The 15,814-nt window shown below is 61.0% G+C and carries 17 protein-coding genes; 10 read left to right on the top strand and 7 right to left on the bottom strand.

Translation table 11 applies throughout. The features are described 5' to 3' along the window. Window positions 1-4 precede the first annotated feature (4 nt). From V1475_RS00880 to V1475_RS00895, 4 genes are all read left to right on the top strand, one after another. Window positions 5-1,090 carry an ABC transporter permease gene (locus tag V1475_RS00880; protein WP_479413937.1) on the top strand — a complete coding sequence of 362 codons (1,086 nt, stop codon included), beginning with the start codon at window positions 5-7 and terminating at the stop codon, window positions 1,088-1,090. Continuing rightward, the gene (locus V1475_RS00885) at window positions 1,090-2,016 is read left to right on the top strand and encodes an ABC transporter permease (RefSeq protein WP_479411244.1); all 927 of its coding nucleotides are present in this window, start codon (window positions 1,090-1,092) and stop codon (window positions 2,014-2,016) included. The genes V1475_RS00880 and V1475_RS00885 overlap by 1 nt, the downstream gene beginning before the upstream one ends. A 38-nt stretch (window positions 2,017-2,054) precedes the next feature. Further along, window positions 2,055-3,137, top strand: a complete 1,083-nt coding sequence (locus V1475_RS00890; protein WP_479411245.1) for a BMP family ABC transporter substrate-binding protein — start codon at window positions 2,055-2,057, stop codon at window positions 3,135-3,137. Between the two features lie 242 nt (window positions 3,138-3,379). Continuing rightward, on the top strand, window positions 3,380-3,733 hold the full coding sequence (locus V1475_RS00895) for a carboxymuconolactone decarboxylase family protein (protein ID WP_479411246.1): 354 nt from the start codon (window positions 3,380-3,382) through the stop codon (window positions 3,731-3,733). Between the two features lie 79 nt (window positions 3,734-3,812). Here V1475_RS00895 and V1475_RS00900 read toward each other — a convergent pair whose 3' ends face one another. Beyond that, complete coding sequence (locus V1475_RS00900; RefSeq protein WP_479411247.1) at window positions 3,813-4,250, bottom strand: hypothetical protein; 438 nt, start codon at window positions 4,248-4,250, stop codon at window positions 3,813-3,815. A gap of 93 nt (window positions 4,251-4,343) precedes the next feature. Between V1475_RS00900 and panC the strand changes: the two genes are divergently transcribed. Both panC and panB read left to right on the top strand, forming a co-directional pair. After that, a complete protein-coding gene (panC, locus tag V1475_RS00905; protein WP_479411248.1) occupies window positions 4,344-5,282 on the top strand; it encodes a pantoate--beta-alanine ligase in 939 nt (312 codons plus the stop codon). Between the two features lie 12 nt (window positions 5,283-5,294). Further along, window positions 5,295-6,116, top strand: a complete 822-nt coding sequence (gene panB, locus V1475_RS00910) for a 3-methyl-2-oxobutanoate hydroxymethyltransferase (protein WP_479411249.1) — start codon at window positions 5,295-5,297, stop codon at window positions 6,114-6,116. A 59-nt stretch (window positions 6,117-6,175) separates the two neighbouring features. On the opposite strand, the gene benD is transcribed toward panB, so the two are convergent. Together benD and V1475_RS00920 are read right to left on the bottom strand one after the other, a co-directional pair. Continuing rightward, window positions 6,176-6,952 (bottom strand): benzoate diol dehydrogenase BenD, encoded by a 777-nt coding sequence (gene benD / locus V1475_RS00915; protein WP_479411250.1) that lies wholly within the window; start codon window positions 6,950-6,952, stop codon window positions 6,176-6,178. 101 nt (window positions 6,953-7,053) lie between these two features. Further along, the gene (locus V1475_RS00920; protein ID WP_479411251.1) at window positions 7,054-8,094 is read right to left on the bottom strand and encodes a 2-keto-3-deoxygluconate permease; all 1,041 of its coding nucleotides are present in this window, start codon (window positions 8,092-8,094) and stop codon (window positions 7,054-7,056) included. Between the two features lie 480 nt (window positions 8,095-8,574). Between V1475_RS00920 and V1475_RS00925 the strand changes: the two genes are divergently transcribed. Further along, complete coding sequence (locus V1475_RS00925; RefSeq protein WP_479411252.1) at window positions 8,575-9,492, top strand: pirin family protein; 918 nt, start codon at window positions 8,575-8,577, stop codon at window positions 9,490-9,492. A 50-nt stretch (window positions 9,493-9,542) separates the two neighbouring features. Here the strand turns inward: V1475_RS00925 and V1475_RS00930 are convergent, their stop codons facing one another. From V1475_RS00930 to V1475_RS00940, 3 genes are all read right to left on the bottom strand, one after another. Further along, on the bottom strand, window positions 9,543-9,740 hold the full coding sequence (locus V1475_RS00930; RefSeq protein ID WP_066711034.1) for a CsbD family protein: 198 nt from the start codon (window positions 9,738-9,740) through the stop codon (window positions 9,543-9,545). Window positions 9,741-9,806: 66 nt separating this feature from the next. Further along, window positions 9,807-10,013 (bottom strand): CsbD family protein, encoded by a 207-nt coding sequence (locus V1475_RS00935; protein WP_479411253.1) that lies wholly within the window; start codon window positions 10,011-10,013, stop codon window positions 9,807-9,809. Between the two features lie 91 nt (window positions 10,014-10,104). Beyond that, a complete protein-coding gene (locus V1475_RS00940) occupies window positions 10,105-11,091 on the bottom strand; it encodes a 2-hydroxyacid dehydrogenase (protein WP_479413938.1) in 987 nt (328 codons plus the stop codon). 237 nt (window positions 11,092-11,328) lie between these two features. On the opposite strand from V1475_RS00940, the gene V1475_RS00945 reads away from it, so the two are divergent. Genes V1475_RS00945 through V1475_RS00955 form a run of 3 tightly spaced genes read left to right on the top strand, consistent with a single transcriptional unit; the run spans window position 11,329 to window position 13,724 of the window. Beyond that, the gene (locus tag V1475_RS00945) at window positions 11,329-11,823 is read left to right on the top strand and encodes an SH3 domain-containing protein (RefSeq protein ID WP_434290973.1); all 495 of its coding nucleotides are present in this window, start codon (window positions 11,329-11,331) and stop codon (window positions 11,821-11,823) included. A 5-nt stretch (window positions 11,824-11,828) separates the two neighbouring features. Continuing rightward, complete coding sequence (locus V1475_RS00950; RefSeq protein WP_479411254.1) at window positions 11,829-12,818, top strand: capsular polysaccharide export protein, LipB/KpsS family; 990 nt, start codon at window positions 11,829-11,831, stop codon at window positions 12,816-12,818. A 27-nt stretch (window positions 12,819-12,845) separates the two neighbouring features. After that, the gene (locus V1475_RS00955) at window positions 12,846-13,724 is read left to right on the top strand and encodes a cation diffusion facilitator family transporter (protein WP_479411255.1); all 879 of its coding nucleotides are present in this window, start codon (window positions 12,846-12,848) and stop codon (window positions 13,722-13,724) included. Window positions 13,725-13,769: 45 nt separating this feature from the next. Here the strand turns inward: V1475_RS00955 and V1475_RS00960 are convergent, their stop codons facing one another. Beyond that, window positions 13,770-15,794 (bottom strand): M3 family metallopeptidase, encoded by a 2,025-nt coding sequence (locus V1475_RS00960; protein ID WP_479411256.1) that lies wholly within the window; start codon window positions 15,792-15,794, stop codon window positions 13,770-13,772. Between the last annotated feature and the right edge of the window lie 20 nt (window positions 15,795-15,814).

Below are 15,814 nucleotides of genomic sequence, written 5' to 3' on the forward strand. Positions count from 1 at the left end.
CCCAATGTTCAAAATCGTCAAACGCCCCGAACCCTCGAAATTCTGGACCCTCGCGACCCCCGTTCTCGCGGTTATCCTGACGATGATCCTCGGCGGTTTGCTCTTTGCCGCGCTCGGCAAGGATCCGGTCGCGGCCATCCGCACGATCTTCTGGGACCCGCTCTTCAACGACCAATTCGCCGCCTATTCCCGGCCCCAACTTCTGGTCAAGGCCGGTCCGCTGATCCTCATCGCCATCGGCCTCTCGCTGGGGTTCAAGGCGGGCATCTGGAACATCGGCGCCGAGGGCCAATATATCATGGGCGCCATCGCGGGCGCCTCCGTCGGCCTCGCGCTGTACCCGCTCGACGCCTGGTGGATTTTTCCGCTCATGGTCATTGCGGGCGCCATCGGCGGTTTCCTCTGGGCGATGATCCCGGCGCTCCTCAAGACCCGCTTCAACACCAACGAGATCCTCGTCTCGCTGATGCTGGTCTATGTCGCCGAACAAATCCTCGCCTCCGCCGCGCTCGGCTTCCTGCGCAACCCCGAAGGCAACGGCTTTCCCGGATCGCGCAACATGAGCCAGATCCCGTGGCTCTCGAACCCCGAACTGATCCCCGGCACAGGCGCGCATTGGGGCGTCGTCGCAGCCCTTGGCGCGGTGGTCGCCGCCTATGTTCTGCTGAACAAACACATGCTCGGCTATCAAATCCGTCTCACCGGAGAAAGCCCCCGTGCCGCCCGGTTCGCAGGTGTGAAAGACAAGCTCCTCGTCGTCTTCTGCCTCGGCACGGCGGGCGCGCTCGCCGGTCTCGCAGGCCTCTTCGAGGTCACCGGTCCCGCCGGTCAGATCTCCATCGACTTCGGCGCGGGCTATGGTTTCACCGCCATCATCGTCGCCTTCCTCGGACGCCTCAACCCGATCGGCATCCTGCTCGCAGGCCTCCTCCTGGCGCTGACCTTCATCGGCGGAGAACTCGCGCAATTCATGCTCGACCTGCCCTCGGCCGCCATTCAGGTGTTTCAGGGCATGCTCCTGATGATCCTGCTCGCCATGGACCTCGTGGTGAATTACCGCATCATCATCGTCAACCGGGAGACCGCATAATGGATTTCGGCTCGATCAATCCCGTCGTCCTCATGGCCTCGCTCATGGTGGCCTCGACCCCGATCCTCCTCGCCGCTCTGGGTGAAATGGTCACCGAGAAATCCGGCGTCCTGAACCTCGGCGTCGAAGGCATGATGATCTTCGGCGCGGTCTGCGGCTTCATCGCCGCCATCGAGACGCAATCCCCCACCATGGGCTTTATCGCCGCCGCCGTGGGCGGTGCCGCACTCTCCATGCTCTTCGGTTTCCTGACCCAGATTTTCCTGACAACGCAGGTCCCCGCCGGTCTCGCCCTCACGCTTCTGGGCACCGGCCTCGCCTCGCTCTTGGGCCAGAATTACCAAGGCATGTCGCCGCCGCGCATGCCGGACCTGCACATTCCGCTGCTCGAAAACATTCCGGTCCTCGGCCCGGTGGTCTTCCAACATGACGCCATCGTTTACCTGTCTCTGATCATGGTCGTGGTGATCTGGGCCTTCCTGAAATTTACCCGTGCCGGTCTCATCCTGCGCGCCGTCGGCGAAAACCACGCTGCCGCCCATGCGCTTGGCTACAAGGTCAAGGCCGTGCGCTTTGCCGCCATCGGCTTTGGCGGCGCCATGGCGGGTTTGGGCGGCGCTTACATCAGCCTCGTGCGCGTGCCGCAATGGACCGACGGGATCACCGCCGGGATCGGCTGGATCGCGCTGGCCATCGTCGTCTTTGCGAGCTGGCGGGCGGGCCGAGTGCTGATCGGCGCGTATCTTTTCGGCGGCATCACCGTGCTGCAACTCAACCTTCAGGCGGCGGGTGCCAAAGTTCCGGTGGAGCTTTTGTCCATGTCGCCTTTCCTTGCGACCATTCTGGTCCTTGTCGTCATTTCCGCCCGGCGTCATGGTGCCACCAGTGCACCCGCGATGCTGGGTCGGATTTTCCACACCTCGTGAGCCTCACGGGGACATATTCCAACAGGGGAGAATATTCCATGAAACGTAGAACTCTGCTGACCGCTGCCGCGGCTTCCGCTCTGGCGCTTGGCGCGGCCTTCCCGTCCTTCGCCGCCGATGCGGTGAAAGTCGGCTTCATCTATGTCGGTCCGAAAAACGACGGCGGCTGGTCGCAGCACCACCATGAGGCCGCGATGGTCATGGCCGAGCATTTCGGCGATGCGGTCGAGATCGTCGAACAGGAAAGCGTGCCCGAAGGCCCGGACGCCGAACGCGTGATGACCCAGATGGCTCTGTCGGGCGCTGACATCATCTTCACCACCTCGTTTGGCTACATGGATCAGACGATCAACGTCGCGGGCAAATTCCCGGACGTGAAATTCGAACACGCCACCGGCTATAAAACCGCGCCGAACGTCGGCGTCTATTCCGCCCGCTTCTACGAAGGCCGCGCGGTCGAGGGCTACCTCGCCGGTCACATGACCAAGTCGAACAAGATCGGCTACATCGGTTCCTTCCCGATCCCGGAAGTGATCCGCGGCATCAACTCCTCCTTCCTGCACGCCAAGAAAGAGAACCCGGACGTTGAAATGTCCGTCGTCTGGCTGAACACTTGGTTCGACCCGGCGAAAGAGGCCGACGCGGCTCAAGCCATGATCGACCAAGGCATCGACGTCGTGCTTCAGCACACCGACTCCACCGCCCCGCAGATCACCGCGCAGAAGGCGGGCAACGTCTACACCTTTGGCCAAGCCGCCGACATGGCCGAGTTCGGCCCGATGCCGCGCATCTCGTCCATCATCGACGAATGGGCCCCCTATTACATCGAGCGCGTTCAGGCCGTGATCGACGGCACTTGGGAATCGGACAACACCTGGGACGGTATCGGCGCGGGCATGGTCGGCATCGGCGAGATTTCCTCCGCCGTTCCGGACGATGTGAAAGCGGGCGCCGAAGCGCTGCGCGATTCCATCTCCTCGGGCGAATACCACCCGTTCACCGGCCCGATCAACAAGCAGGACGGTTCTGCCTGGCTGGCCGAAGGCGAAGTGGCCGACGACGGCACGCTTGCGGGTATGAACTTCTACATCGAAGGTCTGACCGGCGAGATCCCGCAATAAGCGCTCCCGCTCTTCGGCACGCTGCGGATCAGGGTCCGACAAAAGTCCGACAGGTATCCGACGCAAATCCGACAGTGAAAAAAGAGGCCCGTGCATCCCGCACGGGCCTTTTGTCATATTCGCGCAACGTCATGCCGGGTTCGTCGGAATTCATATCAGAATATGTTTGACCGGGATCAAAGTCCCGCCATGCTGCATGTGCGAAAGACTGCCATCGAAGAAACGCGAACAAGGAGACCCTCATGTCCTGGGTTGAAAAGAACGAGAGCATGCGCACTGCGCTGCGGGCCCTGAACAAGGCCAATGCGAATATCCCGGCAGGCTTCGGTGCCCTGTCGAAAGCGGCGCTCGAAGGCGAGGCGCTGGATCACAAAACCAAGGAACTTCTGGCCACGGCCATCGCGGTGGCCGTGCGCTGCGAACCCTGTGTCGGCTTTCACGTCGAGGCCCTGATGAAATACGGCGGCACCCGGGAAGAGCTCACCGAAATGCTCGCCATGAACGTCCAGATGGGCGGCGGCCCGGCCCTGATGTATGCGGCCAAGGCCTTGGAATGCTGGGACGAATTGGCCGAGACGGGACTTCCGAAAAGCTGATCCCTTTAGGGGCAACCACATATGAAACAGGCGCGTGAGGGGGCCCTCCGCGCCTGTTTTTCATGCCGATGTCTGTGTTTTAACCGTTCGACACCGAACAGATCTTGCCCCCGCTGCGGGTCTTACACCCCACCTCGACCGACGGTTCGCGTTCGCCGAACAGCCAGGCGCTGAGCCGCTCGAAATAATACATTCCAAGCTCCCCGATGCTTGCATCTTCCGGCGGCCCGGACACTTCTGCGACCTCTGCGGGCAGCTCAAGCGCCGCACTCTCCCCCTGCGCAACCCGGTCCAGTTCGGCAAGGCTTTGCGGCGCCGGGACACGCACGGTCGACGCGACCTCAGCCACATCCACCTTCTGCCCACCGCCCAGAACGCTTTGGGTCGTCGCAATGCTTTCAGCCACCGTTTGCATCGCATCGGGCGTTCCCTGCGTGAAGTGCAAAAAGGCCAGAAGAGCCACAACGATTCCGACGGCAAAGCTCATAAGCCTCAGTGTTTTCAGAAGAATTCTCACGATTACAATCCCGACCGATAACGTATGATCGTTGCGAAAATGGCTGCGAAACCTGTCAGAAATGCGGAAAGCCTGCGGATATTCGAAGGAAAAATGGCCAAAACCGCACAGGACGGATGCGCTGGACGCCGCTCCGCGCAATTTGTAGTCTCCGCCCGAATGCAGGCTTCGGGAGGGCTGACATTGAAAATCTGCCGGACAAAACAAGACATCCGCGACACGGTCAAAACCTTTCAGGCGGCGGGCGAGACCGTCGCTCTGGTGCCGACCATGGGCTATCTGCACGAGGGTCACATGACGCTGGTGCGCACCGCCAAGGCCAAGGCCGAGCGGGTCGTGGTGTCGATCTTCGTCAACCCGACGCAATTCGGCGAGGCCGCCGATCTCGACGCTTACCCGCGCGATGAAGCCCGCGATTTCAAGATGTTGGAGGCCGAGGGCGTCGATGCCGTGTTCTGCCCCGCCGTCGAAGAGATGTATCATCCCCTGAAACAAACCACGGTTTTGACAGAAGACTTGGACAAGGTCCTGATGGGCGCGCTGCGTCCCGGCCATTTCAAGGGCGTCTGCACCGTGGTGACCAAGCTGTTCAACATCACCGGCGCCGACAAGGCGTTTTTCGGCGAGAAAGATTACCAGCAGCTTCAGGTCATCAAGACCATGGTGCGCGATCTCGACATGCCGATCGAGATCACCGGCGTACCGACCGTACGCGATGTCGACGGGCTCGCCATGTCGTCCCGCAACGTGCGCCTGACGCCCGAAGACCGGCAGGCCGCGCTGGTGCTGAACAAGGCGCTGGCCTTCGCCGATTACGAGGTCTCCGACGGGCGCACCGGTCCCGATCTCGAGCAGGAAATCCGTGATTTCATCGCCCGCGAACCGCGCGCCGAAATCGAAAGTGTCGATGTGCGCGACGCCGAAACCCTAGCCGACGTGCCCGGTCCGATCACCGCCCCCGTGGTGATCCTTCTGGCCGCGCGTTTCGGCGATGTGCTATTGATCGACCAAAGGGTCGCGAACCCTGCGTGAGGAGGAAACGCCATGTCGTCACATACCGAAACCATCCGTCGCGTGACGGTGCCGCAAATCCGTGCGCGCAAGGGGGGCGATCCCATCGTCTCGCTCACCGCCTATCATGCGCACACCGCCGCAATTGCCGAAAAATACTGTGATTTCCTTCTGGTCGGCGACAGCCTCGGCATGGTGATGCACGGGATGGAAAGCACCGTGGGCGTGTCGCTCGAACTGATGATCATGCACGGCAAGGCGGTGGTGCGCGGCACCAAACGCGCGCTCGTCGTGGTGGATATGCCCTTCGGCTCCTATGAGGAAAGCCCCTCGCAAGCCTTCCGCAACGCAGCCCTGATCATGAAGGAAACCCAGTGTCAGGCCGTCAAACTCGAAGGCGGCGCGCGCATGGCGGAGACGATCAAATTCCTGTCCGAACGCGGCATTCCGGTGATGGCCCATATCGGCCTGACGCCGCAATCCACGAACATCATGGGCGGTTTCAAGACCCAGGGTCGCGACGAAGACGACTGGCAATTCCACATCGACGACGCGATTGCCGTCGCTGAGGCCGGGGCATTTGCCGTGGTGGTCGAAGGCGTGGTCGAACCCCTCGCGGACAAGATCACCAAGGCGATCGACGTGCCGACCATTGGCATCGGCGCCTCGAAAACCTGCGACGGGCAAATTCTGGTGATGGAAGACATGCTCGGCCTGAACGACTGGGTGCCGAAATTTGTCAAGAAATTCGGCGCGGTCGGCGAGGCCATCGAAGATGCGATCGCGTCTTACGCCGAAGACGTCAAGTCCCGCGCCTTCCCGACCAAAGACAATGTCTACGGCTCCAAGACATGAACAAAATGACATAAAAGAAAGCGCCCTTCGGGGCGCTTTAAATTTTGTGCCAGAGCCTGTTAGCCGAGATCACCGCCCCCGACCGGCAGCGTCACCCCGGTGATGTAAGACGCCTCATCCGAGGCCAGAAACAGAATGGGCGCAGCCTGTTCCGCCAGCGTGCCATAGCGTTTCATCAGGCTCGACTGCACCGTCTGGTCGACAATGGTCTGATACCAGTCCGCGCGCTGATCCTGCTCCGCATTCGGATTGCGCGGCACAATGCGGGGCGGCGCTTCGGTCCCGCCGGGGGCCGTCCCGACCACGCGAATACCCCGTTCCGCCACTTCCCACGCGAGGCTTGCGGTGATCGCATTCACGCCACCCTTCGCCGCCGCATAGGGCACCCTGTGAAGGCTGCGGGTTGCAATCGAGCTGACATTGACGATCACGCCCGCCCCCGCGGGCAACATGTAGTCGAGCACAGCCCGGCAACAATAAAGCGTCGGAAACAGCGACCGCTGCACCTCCGCGTCAATCTGATGCGGCGCGTAATGTTCGAACGGCTGCGCCCAGATCGTGCCACCGACATTGTTCACCAGAATGTCGATCCCGCCCAAAAGTTCCGCCGCATGCGCCATGGCGGCATGACAGCCGTCCCATGTTTCAAGATCGAACCCCGCCGCATGAGCACGCCCGCCTTCCGCAAGAATCCCGGCGGCCACCTCGTCCCGGGCGGACGAGCGGTCGACGATCAGAACCTCCGCCCCCTCTCGCGCCATGTCCTCGGCCACCCATTGGCCAATGCCCTGTGCCGCGCCGGTGATCACTGCCCGTTTTCCTTCAAACCGTTTCATGGCCATCCTTCTCGATCTGCCCTTTCTGTTCCGCCATCCGACAGTTGCATCTGCCAACTACCGGCGGACTGTTCGCAAAAACAGCCCGCCGGATATGTCGTTCAGCTCGGTTCCTGCGGTGCCATCGCAAATGTGGTCTCGCCACCTTCATACATGGCCTCTTCGTTTTCCGGGCTCACACCATGGCGTTTCTGCCAAGATGACAGCCATGCGACGACGAAGGGCATGGTAAACGCCGTAGCAACCACCGCAGCGGCCACCTGGGCCGTTGCCATACCCTGAATCGGTGCCAGCGACGGGTCGATCAGCGCCACAGCCGCAGGAGTGGCAATCGCATTGCCCGCCGTACTGGCTTCGCAAGCCCCTGCAATCAGGTTCCGGGTCGGGCGCGGGTGACGGCGCACAATGTGCCACAGGTAAAGCGCCAGAACCGCCGCCCCGCCGGACACCACCACGGTCGCAAGACCAAGCAAAAGACCAATCGCCCCCGAATTCAGCAGCACGCCGAAATTAATCCCGGTGCCGAGCGCAAAGGCCGCAAAGGGGATGATGATCTTTTCACCCGGCGCCAGAAAGGCCCGTGCGGTCGGGCTGGTGTTGCCGATCACGAAGCCCAGAAGCATCGGGAAAATCGCAGAAAACAGCGCCATGGCCGGGAATTCGGCCAGACCCGCCGCACCCAGTGCGATCATGGTCAGGAACGGCCCGTCGTTGATCGACAGGATCGAGATCGCGCCCTTGTCGCTGCTGTTGCCGAACTGGCTGGTCAGCGCGACGAACAAAGAACCGTTCGAGTTCGACATGGCGGCAATGATCGCCAGAGGCAAAAGGCCCCAGAGCGTCCCGTCGGGTGTCAGGAACGCGACCCCCAGCCCCACCGCGACGGCCACGCCGTATTTCGCCAGCAAAAGCACAATGCCCTTTTCCACGGCGGGCAGGGCCGCACGCACGTCGATCTGCGAGCCGACACAGACGAAGAACAGACCGATCAGCGGCGCTGCGCCGGTCTTGAACAGAGCTGTGGTGAAGCTGCCGATCTCGAGTGTGGCCGGGGCAAATGTGGTGAACACCGCTCCCAGAAACAGGGGAACGATCATCAACGCTCCCGGAATGCGGCCGATTTGCCGAAATAAACTTTCCATGGTTTCTCCTCCCTTGAACCCGCAAGCCACCCCCGCCCGCCGTCCACAGGACGACAGTTCATCGACCCCTGCAGTCAGATGACAGACAGTGCATGCCAGCGTTTTGATCGGCTTGCCCCGTTCTCAGACAGGTGTCGCAAGCCGGTTTCTCTTCAGATGCGTTTTGCGAGACACATGCGTTTTATCCTCCGCGCATGTGGCTCTTTCCTCCCGAGGCGCAGGATGTGCAGCCACTCCCGGCAAGTCAAATCAGTGGGAGGTATTGGCTGATACCCCTCCGATGTTTTGTGCACAGAGATGATATTTTAAGGCTATTTTCGCACAATAATTCATGAAATCAGATATGTGCCCCCAAGTGTCCCGCCACATGACGGCCCCGAAAAAGGTGCGCCAAAACACAAACCCCGTTCGCCCAGACCTATTTACGCACACACAGGAATGCCCACATGATAAGGCAACAGCAGACACAGGAGTCTCATCATGACATTTCGTCCCGTCAAAGCGACCTCTGAAGGTCAATACACACTCGAAGGTGCGGGCGTGCATCTCTATCGCGCGTTCGGCTTTCACAAACCGCGCGAATTCGATCCGTTTCTCTTGTTCGACGACTTCCGCAACGACGATCCGCGGTTCTATGAAAAGGGCTTCCCCTGGCATCCGCATCGCGGCATCGAGACGATCACCTATGTCTTGGACGGCGAGGTCGAGCATGGCGACAGCCTTGGCAACAAGGGGGTACTGGGCAAAGGCTCGGTGCAATGGATGACGGCGGGCTCCGGCATCATGCATCAGGAAATGCCGCGCGGGAATGCGGCGGGCAAGATGCACGGGTTTCAGCTTTGGGCCAACCTGCCCTCCTCGCTGAAAATGACCGCACCGCGCTATCAGGACATTCAGGGCAGCGATATTCCCGAGATCATTGACGATGACGGCACCAAGGTGAAGATCGTCACGGGATCGTTCTGGGGCCAGCGTGGGCCGGTCGACGGGATCGCCGCCGATCCGCTTTATCTTGATGTGTCTGTGCCGCCGAACACGCGCAAGGTTCTGCCGGTCGATACCTACGCGAACACCTTTGCCTATATCTTTGCCGGAAGCGCGTCTTTCCGCGATGCCTCCAAACCCTATGGCGTGCGGGTCGAGAAAGAGGTGAATGGCGAAGAGGTCAATATCCGCGATATGTCTGGCAATCGCACATTGGTCAATTTCGATACGGGCAATGAGATCGTGGTGAACAGCGGGCCGGAGGGCGTGCGGTTTCTGCTGATCTCCGGGCAGCCGCTCAAGGAACCGGTCGCTTGGCACGGTCCGATCGTGATGAACACGCGCGAAGAGTTGATGCAGGCGTTCAATGAGTTGAACAACGGCACGTTCATCAAGGATCAGCGCGATCACTGAAACGACACCGAGATAAAACGCGCCCTGAGGGGCGCGTTTTCCGGTCTGGTTCAGAGCTTATCGATAAAATCGTTCACGGCCTTGCGGGCCTCTTCCTTCGTCTTGCCGTAGCGCTGTTGAATCTTGCCTTCGAGCTGTTCGCGGTTGCCCTCGGCCTCCGCCAGATCGTCATCGGTCAATGCGCCCCATTCCTCACGAACGCGGCCTTTCATTTCTTTCCATTTGCCTTGAACTTGGTCCCAATTCATCGGGGGCCTCCTTTCAGTGTCTGAAAAGAAAACGCCCCACCCCGGCGACAAGTTCCGAATAAGTCCTCAGGTGGCAGCAACCCGCTCTTTCCAGCTCGACACATCGAACCGGACCTCGTCCGGGGCTTTGCCATATGTAACGGCAATCGCGCGTTCGAGACGGTCACGGTCCCCCGCGATCTCTTTGAGTTGGGCGTCGCTGAGCGCACCCCATTCCTGTTTGGCCTTGGCTTTGAACCGGAACCATTTGTCTTCGATGCTGGACCAGCGCATGATCTGTCCTTTCGGGTTTCACTGCATTTGTCTTCAGACCGTCAACGCAGCTTGGCCCGAAATGGTTGCGAGCCGGTGAAACCCGGGCGCTTTACAACATCTCAGGCACGACCATGTCGGGCGGGCGCACGCCATTGCGGAAATTGCAGATGTTGAGCATCACCCGCTCGCCCATCTCGATCCGCCCTTCCACGGTCGCGGACCCCATATGCGGCAAAAGCACCACGTTCGGCAGCGCCCGAAGGCGTGGGTTGATCTGATGTCCGTGCTCGAACACATCGAGCCCCGCGCCGCCGATCTCTCCCGCTCTGAGACCCCGCGTCAGGGCGTTTTCGTCGATCACCTCGCCGCGCGAGGTGTTGACGATCACCGCCGTGGGTTTCATCAGTTTGAGCCGCCGGGCATTGATCAGATGGTAGGTCGCGGGCGTGTGCGGGCTGTTGATCGAGAGAATGTCGATACGCGACAGCATCTGATCCAAACTGTCCCACCAGGTCGCCTCAAGCGCCGCTTCGCTCTCCGGGCGCAGACGATGACGGTTGTGGTAATGCACCGACAGGCCAAAGGCCTTGGCCCGGCGCGCCACCGCCTGACCGACCCGCCCCATGCCCAGAATCCCAAGACGTTTGCCCCCCAGACGCTGGCCGAGAAAGGCCGTCGGTGCCCAACCCTGCCAATCGCCGGATTGCATCATCGCAAGCCCCTCTGGAATGCGCCGGGTGACCGAGAGGATCAGCGCCATGACCATGTCCGCCGTATCCTCCGTCACCACATCAGGGGTGTTCGACACCATGATGCCGCGCGCCTGCGCCGCCGCCACGTCGATGTGATCGAGCCCCGCACCGTAATTGGCGATGAGCTTCAACCCCGGCCCGGCCTGCGCCAACATCTCGGCGTCGATCCGGTCGGTGACGCAGGGCACCAGCACATCCGCACGTCCCATGGCCGCGATCAGCGCCTCACGGTCGAGTTTGCGATCCTCGTGGTTCAGCACCACATCGAACAGCTCGGTCATCCGGGTTTCGACCGCTTCCGGCAAGGCCCGCGTGACGACGACCTTGAGACGCGTCTTGTCCATGCCCGTTCCGACGCCACTCCCGCCCGTAACATTCCCCATGACTGCGCCCTCCCTTTCTTTTTCCACCCCATAGTGGCAAACTCGATTGCATCCCGGCAAGGCGTAAAGGATAAGATCGGGCAAGACAGGCGCACTGCGCGTCTCATGCGGACCTGTCACAGAACGGGCAAATCGGGTAGGCGGCAGATCGAGTTGGCGATGGTGAACAGTGGTCGATTTCTTGCGGGACGCGCCCTGATGCGGGTGGCTCTGATCTGCATGGTGGTGATGACCCCTCTTGCAGGACAGGCCGCAGACAATCCGACCCGTGGACAGGTGACCAACCTGCCCCTGCCGCGTTTCGTCTCGCTCAAGAGCGACAAAGCCAACGCCCGGCGCGGGCCGTCGCTGTCGCACCGGATCGACTGGGTCTTTGTCCACCGCGGTTATCCTCTTGAGGTCATAGCCGAATACGGCCATTGGCGGCGGGTGCGCGACATCGAGGGCGCGACAGGATGGCTGCATTATTCCCTGATTTCCGGTGTGCGCACGGCGCTTGTGACCGAGGACAGCATCGACCTGTTTTCCCGCCCCGATCCAACCTCCCGATTGGCGGCGCAGGCGGAGAAAAACGTCATCCTGCGCCTTCTCGAATGTGATGTCTCATGGTGCAAGGTCTCTGCCGACGGGCAGAAGGGCTGGGCGTTGAAATCCGGACTCTGGGGGGTACGTCCGGATGAAATTCTGGAGTAACTCCGATGGAGCAAATCAAGTCCCCTCTCGCCGCCCGCAACATTCCCGCCGGGCTCAAATCCTGTGTCATCCACGGCTATGGCAGCTGGCATGAGGCCATCGCGCATGGGCGGCACGATTTCTTCACGCGGCTAACCCCAATTCTCGATAGCAAGGGGCTCACGACCTATCTGGTCGAGGGCAACACACGAACCTCGCGCGCGCTCCTCGAAACCGATCATTTCCACATCATCGTCGGTGGGCCTGCGATGTACGGGCCGACGATCCTGCACGCCTACCCGTCCTATCTCTGGGGCTTCTGGTATTTCGACGAACTGGGCCATGGCAAGGACAGCTCGCTGCGGTTTGCGCATTATTGCACCGATCCGAAGCGGCGCGAGGCAGCGGAATATTTCTTCAACGGGGTCACCGGCTACATGCTGCGCGAGAATGTCTCCAAGCTCCGTCAGGAACCGCGCATGGATGCGCCGCTGCGCCCGGCGACCGCGACGATCCTCTGCCAACCCCGCGAAACGCAGGTGCCCGGCTCGGCCTATCTGACCACCGAACAGATGATCGCCACGGCGGCGACATTCGACCGGGACGCGTTGGTTTACGTCAAACTCCACCCGCATCAGAGCAAACAGGGCCGGCGGCAGATCCTCGAATTCTGCGAAAACCATCCGAATGTAAAACTCTCGGATGCCTCGCTGCACGATCTGATCGAAGCCGCGCGCGTCGTGATCACCCAGAACTCATCGGCGGGGTTCGAAGCGCTGATGCAGAAAAAACCGGTGATCACCTGTGGCAAAAGCGATTACTGGCACGCGACGCTCACGCCCCGAAACGTCGCAGATCTCAAGGCGGCGATCGAGTTCGGTCCCGAGACCATGGGGGATTTCGACTATGAGGGCTATTTCCACTGGTTCCTCGAACGCCAGTGCCTTGAACCCGCCAAAGAGAATTTTCCGACCCGGGCCTGGGCGCGGATTCGTGACAAGCTGATGCTGGACTAAGACCGCGATCCGGGGCATGACGGACCCATGCAGGACAATCATCTGAATCTTTCGGCAGGGATCGCCTCTGTCAGTGTCGCGACCATTCTGGTGATCGCGAAAATCTGGGCGCTGAGCGCAACCGGATCGCTATCGATCGCCGCCTCGCTGGCGGACAGTGCGATGGACCTTCTGGTGGCCTCGGGCGGATTGCTGGCGATCTGGTACGCCTCGCGACCGCCCGACGAGGATCACACCTTCGGGCATACCTCCGCCGAGGATCTCGCGGCATTGGGCCAGTCGATCTTCATCTTTGTCTCGGGCGCGGTGATCGCCGTCACCTCGGTGCGCCGGATGCTCTCGCCCACGCCCCCGCAAATGACCTCCGAAGCCATCGGCGTTGGCGTGATGATCCTCTCGATTGTCCTCACCATTGCTCTGGTGCTCTGGCAGAAACACGTGGCACGCCGGACCCAATCGAAAGTGGTGTCCGCCGACAGCCTGCACTATCTGGGCGATCTCGTGCCCAATATCGGCGCGATTGCCGCGCTGCTGGCCTCCTCCGCCTTTGGCTTCGACCGGCTCGACAGCGTGGTCGCGCTCGGGGCGGCGGCGATTTTGCTGGTCGGCGCGCTCAACATCGGCAAAAGCGCCTGGGACGCGTTGATGGACCGGGCCGCGCCGCAAGACATGGTCGACGAGATCGGCGACATGGCAAAGCACTTCCCCGGCGTCTATGCCTATCACGACCTGAAAACCCGCATGGCCGGGTCGAAACCTTTCGTCAACATCCATATCGAGGTCAATGGCGACCAGACCCTGCGCGAGGCGCATGCAATCTCGGCCGGGCTGAAACGCGCCATCCTCGAAGCCTATCCCAATGCCGAAGTGATCATTCACAAGGATGTCGCGGGCGAGGCGGATTGACCGCCTCGCTTATGAGTATTTCCGGCAGCAAAGGAAACGCCGGAGTTATTCGGCAGCGAGAAGACCCCGCCCCTTGAGCAGTGCCTCAACGCCCGGCATCCGGCCACGGAAGGCTTTGTAAAGCTCTTCGGCATCCTTGGAGCCGCCTTTGGACAGGATGTTCTCTTCAAGGCTTTTCGCCATAGCGGGATCGAAGGGCGAGGTTTCCTCGAAGGCCTCGAACGCATCCGCGTCCATCACCTCCGACCACATGTAGCTGTAGTAGCCCGAGCTGTAGCCGTCGCCCGAGAAGACGTGCGAGAAATGCGGCGTCGCGTGGCGCATGGTGATGGCATGCGGCAGACCGATGCGTTTGAGCGTCTCCGCCTGTGCCGCCATCGGGTCTTTCGGGGCGGGACCGTCATGGAAATCCAGATCGACCAGAGCCGAAGCAACATATTCCACGGTCGCGAACCCTTGATCATAGGTTTGCGCGGCCAAAAGGCGCTCCAACATATCGCGCGGCATCGGTTCGCCGGTTTTGGCATGGGTCGCGAATTCTTCCAGCACCTCTGGCACTTCGAGCCAGTGTTCGTAAAGCTGCGAGGGCAGTTCAACGAAATCGCGGGCCACGGATGTGCCGGAGATTGACTCGTAGGTCACATCCGAGAGCATCTGATGCAGCGCATGGCCGAATTCGTGGAACAAGGTGCGCGCATCATCATAGGACAGCAAAGCCGGCTCGCCTTTTGGCGGTTTGGCAAAATTGCACACATTGAGGACGATAGGACGGATGTCGCCCATGAGTTTCTGCTGACTGCGCATCGCTGTACACCACGCGCCCGACCGCTTCGACCCGCGCGCGAAATAATCGCCGATGAAAACGGCGATATGTTTGCCATTCCGGGTGACATTCCAAGCGCGTGCGTCCGGGTGATATGTCGTCACATCGAGCGGGTCGAAGGAAAGCCTAAACAGCCGATTGGCGCAGGCAAAGGCCGCCTCGATCATCCGTTCGAGTTGCAGATAGGGCTTGAGTTCGGCCTCATCGAGATCGTGCTCTGCCTTGCGCCGGATCGCCGAATAATAGCGCCAGTCCCAAGGCTCCAGATCGCCGTTGATACCATCCTCGGCCATCATCGCCGCGAGGATCGCACCGTCCCGCTCAGCCGCGTCTTTCGCGGGCGCCCAGACCCGCATCAAAAGATCGCGGACATGCTCGGGCGTTTTGGCCATTTCGGTTTCGAGCTTGTAGGCCGCAAAACTCTCATAACCGAGCAATTTGGCGCGCTCTTCACGCAGCTCCAAAATCTCTTTCGCAATCTCGCGGTTGTCGTTTTTGTTGCCATTTTCGCCCCGCGCCGCCCAAGCCCGGAAAGCCTTTTCGCGCAGATCGCGGCGCGGCGAGAATTGCAGGAAGGGCGTAATCAATGACCGGGACAGCGTCACCACCGGCCCTTTCGCCCCCTTCTCTTCCCCCGCCGCATGCGCCGCATCGACAACGAACTGCGGCAGACCTTCGAGATCGGCCTCCTCCAGTTCCATGAACCATTCCCGCTCATCGGCCAGAAGGTTTTGCGTAAACTGCGTCCCAAGGCTGGCCAGACGCGATTTGATCGCCGCCATCCGGTCTTTTTCTGCGCCTTCGAGTTTCGCCCCGGAGCGCACGAAAGAGCGGCGGGTCAGCATCAGCACGCGCTGTTGTTCGTCCGTAAGATCAAGAGTCTCATGCGCCTGCCAGAGCGTTTCGATCCGGTTGAACAGCGCCTCATTGGCGGTGATTTCCGAGCTATAGGCCGAGAGAACAGGAGACAGATCGCGCATCAACCCATCGCGCACATCATTCGTGTCCGCGCCCGCCATGCCGTAAAACGCGCCCAAGACTTTGGACAGGGTCGCATCGGCTTTTTCGAGCGCCTCAATCGTATTGGCGAAACTCGGTGCCTCGGGGTTTTCCGCAATCGCCTTGATCGCCGCGCGCCCCTCGGCAAAGGCGGCATCGACGGCGGGTTTGACATCCGCATCGGTCAGATCGGCGAAGGGCGGCAGGTTGAAGGGCGTGTTCCACTCGGACAGGTAAGCGTTGGTCATGCGTGTCTCCTTTGGCGACA

It is taken from the genome of Celeribacter sp. SCSIO 80838 (genome assembly GCF_056498065.1).

Bases quoted from the DNA above. Each gene is read 5' to 3' on its own strand.
- V1475_RS00880 (WP_479413937.1), top strand. From the start codon at position 5: ATGTTCAAAATCGTCAAACGCCCCGAACCCTCGAAATTCTGGACCCTC.
- V1475_RS00885 (WP_479411244.1), top strand. From the start codon at position 1,090: ATGGATTTCGGCTCGATCAATCCCGTCGTCCTCATGGCCTCGCTCATG.
- V1475_RS00890 (WP_479411245.1), top strand. From the start codon at position 2,055: ATGAAACGTAGAACTCTGCTGACCGCTGCCGCGGCTTCCGCTCTGGCG.
- V1475_RS00895 (WP_479411246.1), top strand. From the start codon at position 3,380: ATGTCCTGGGTTGAAAAGAACGAGAGCATGCGCACTGCGCTGCGGGCC.
- panC (WP_479411248.1), top strand. From the start codon at position 4,344: ATGGCCAAAACCGCACAGGACGGATGCGCTGGACGCCGCTCCGCGCAA.
- panB (WP_479411249.1), top strand. From the start codon at position 5,295: ATGTCGTCACATACCGAAACCATCCGTCGCGTGACGGTGCCGCAAATC.
- benD (WP_479411250.1), bottom strand. From the start codon at position 6,952: ATGAAACGGTTTGAAGGAAAACGGGCAGTGATCACCGGCGCGGCACAG.
- V1475_RS00920 (WP_479411251.1), bottom strand. From the start codon at position 8,094: ATGGAAAGTTTATTTCGGCAAATCGGCCGCATTCCGGGAGCGTTGATG.
- V1475_RS00925 (WP_479411252.1), top strand. From the start codon at position 8,575: ATGACATTTCGTCCCGTCAAAGCGACCTCTGAAGGTCAATACACACTC.
- V1475_RS00930 (WP_066711034.1), bottom strand. From the start codon at position 9,740: ATGAATTGGGACCAAGTTCAAGGCAAATGGAAAGAAATGAAAGGCCGC.
- V1475_RS00935 (WP_479411253.1), bottom strand. From the start codon at position 10,013: ATGCGCTGGTCCAGCATCGAAGACAAATGGTTCCGGTTCAAAGCCAAG.
- V1475_RS00940 (WP_479413938.1), bottom strand. From the start codon at position 11,091: ATGGACAAGACGCGTCTCAAGGTCGTCGTCACGCGGGCCTTGCCGGAA.
- V1475_RS00945 (WP_434290973.1), top strand. From the start codon at position 11,329: ATGCGGGTGGCTCTGATCTGCATGGTGGTGATGACCCCTCTTGCAGGA.
- V1475_RS00950 (WP_479411254.1), top strand. From the start codon at position 11,829: ATGGAGCAAATCAAGTCCCCTCTCGCCGCCCGCAACATTCCCGCCGGG.
- V1475_RS00955 (WP_479411255.1), top strand. From the start codon at position 12,846: ATGCAGGACAATCATCTGAATCTTTCGGCAGGGATCGCCTCTGTCAGT.
- V1475_RS00960 (WP_479411256.1), bottom strand. From the start codon at position 15,794: ATGACCAACGCTTACCTGTCCGAGTGGAACACGCCCTTCAACCTGCCG.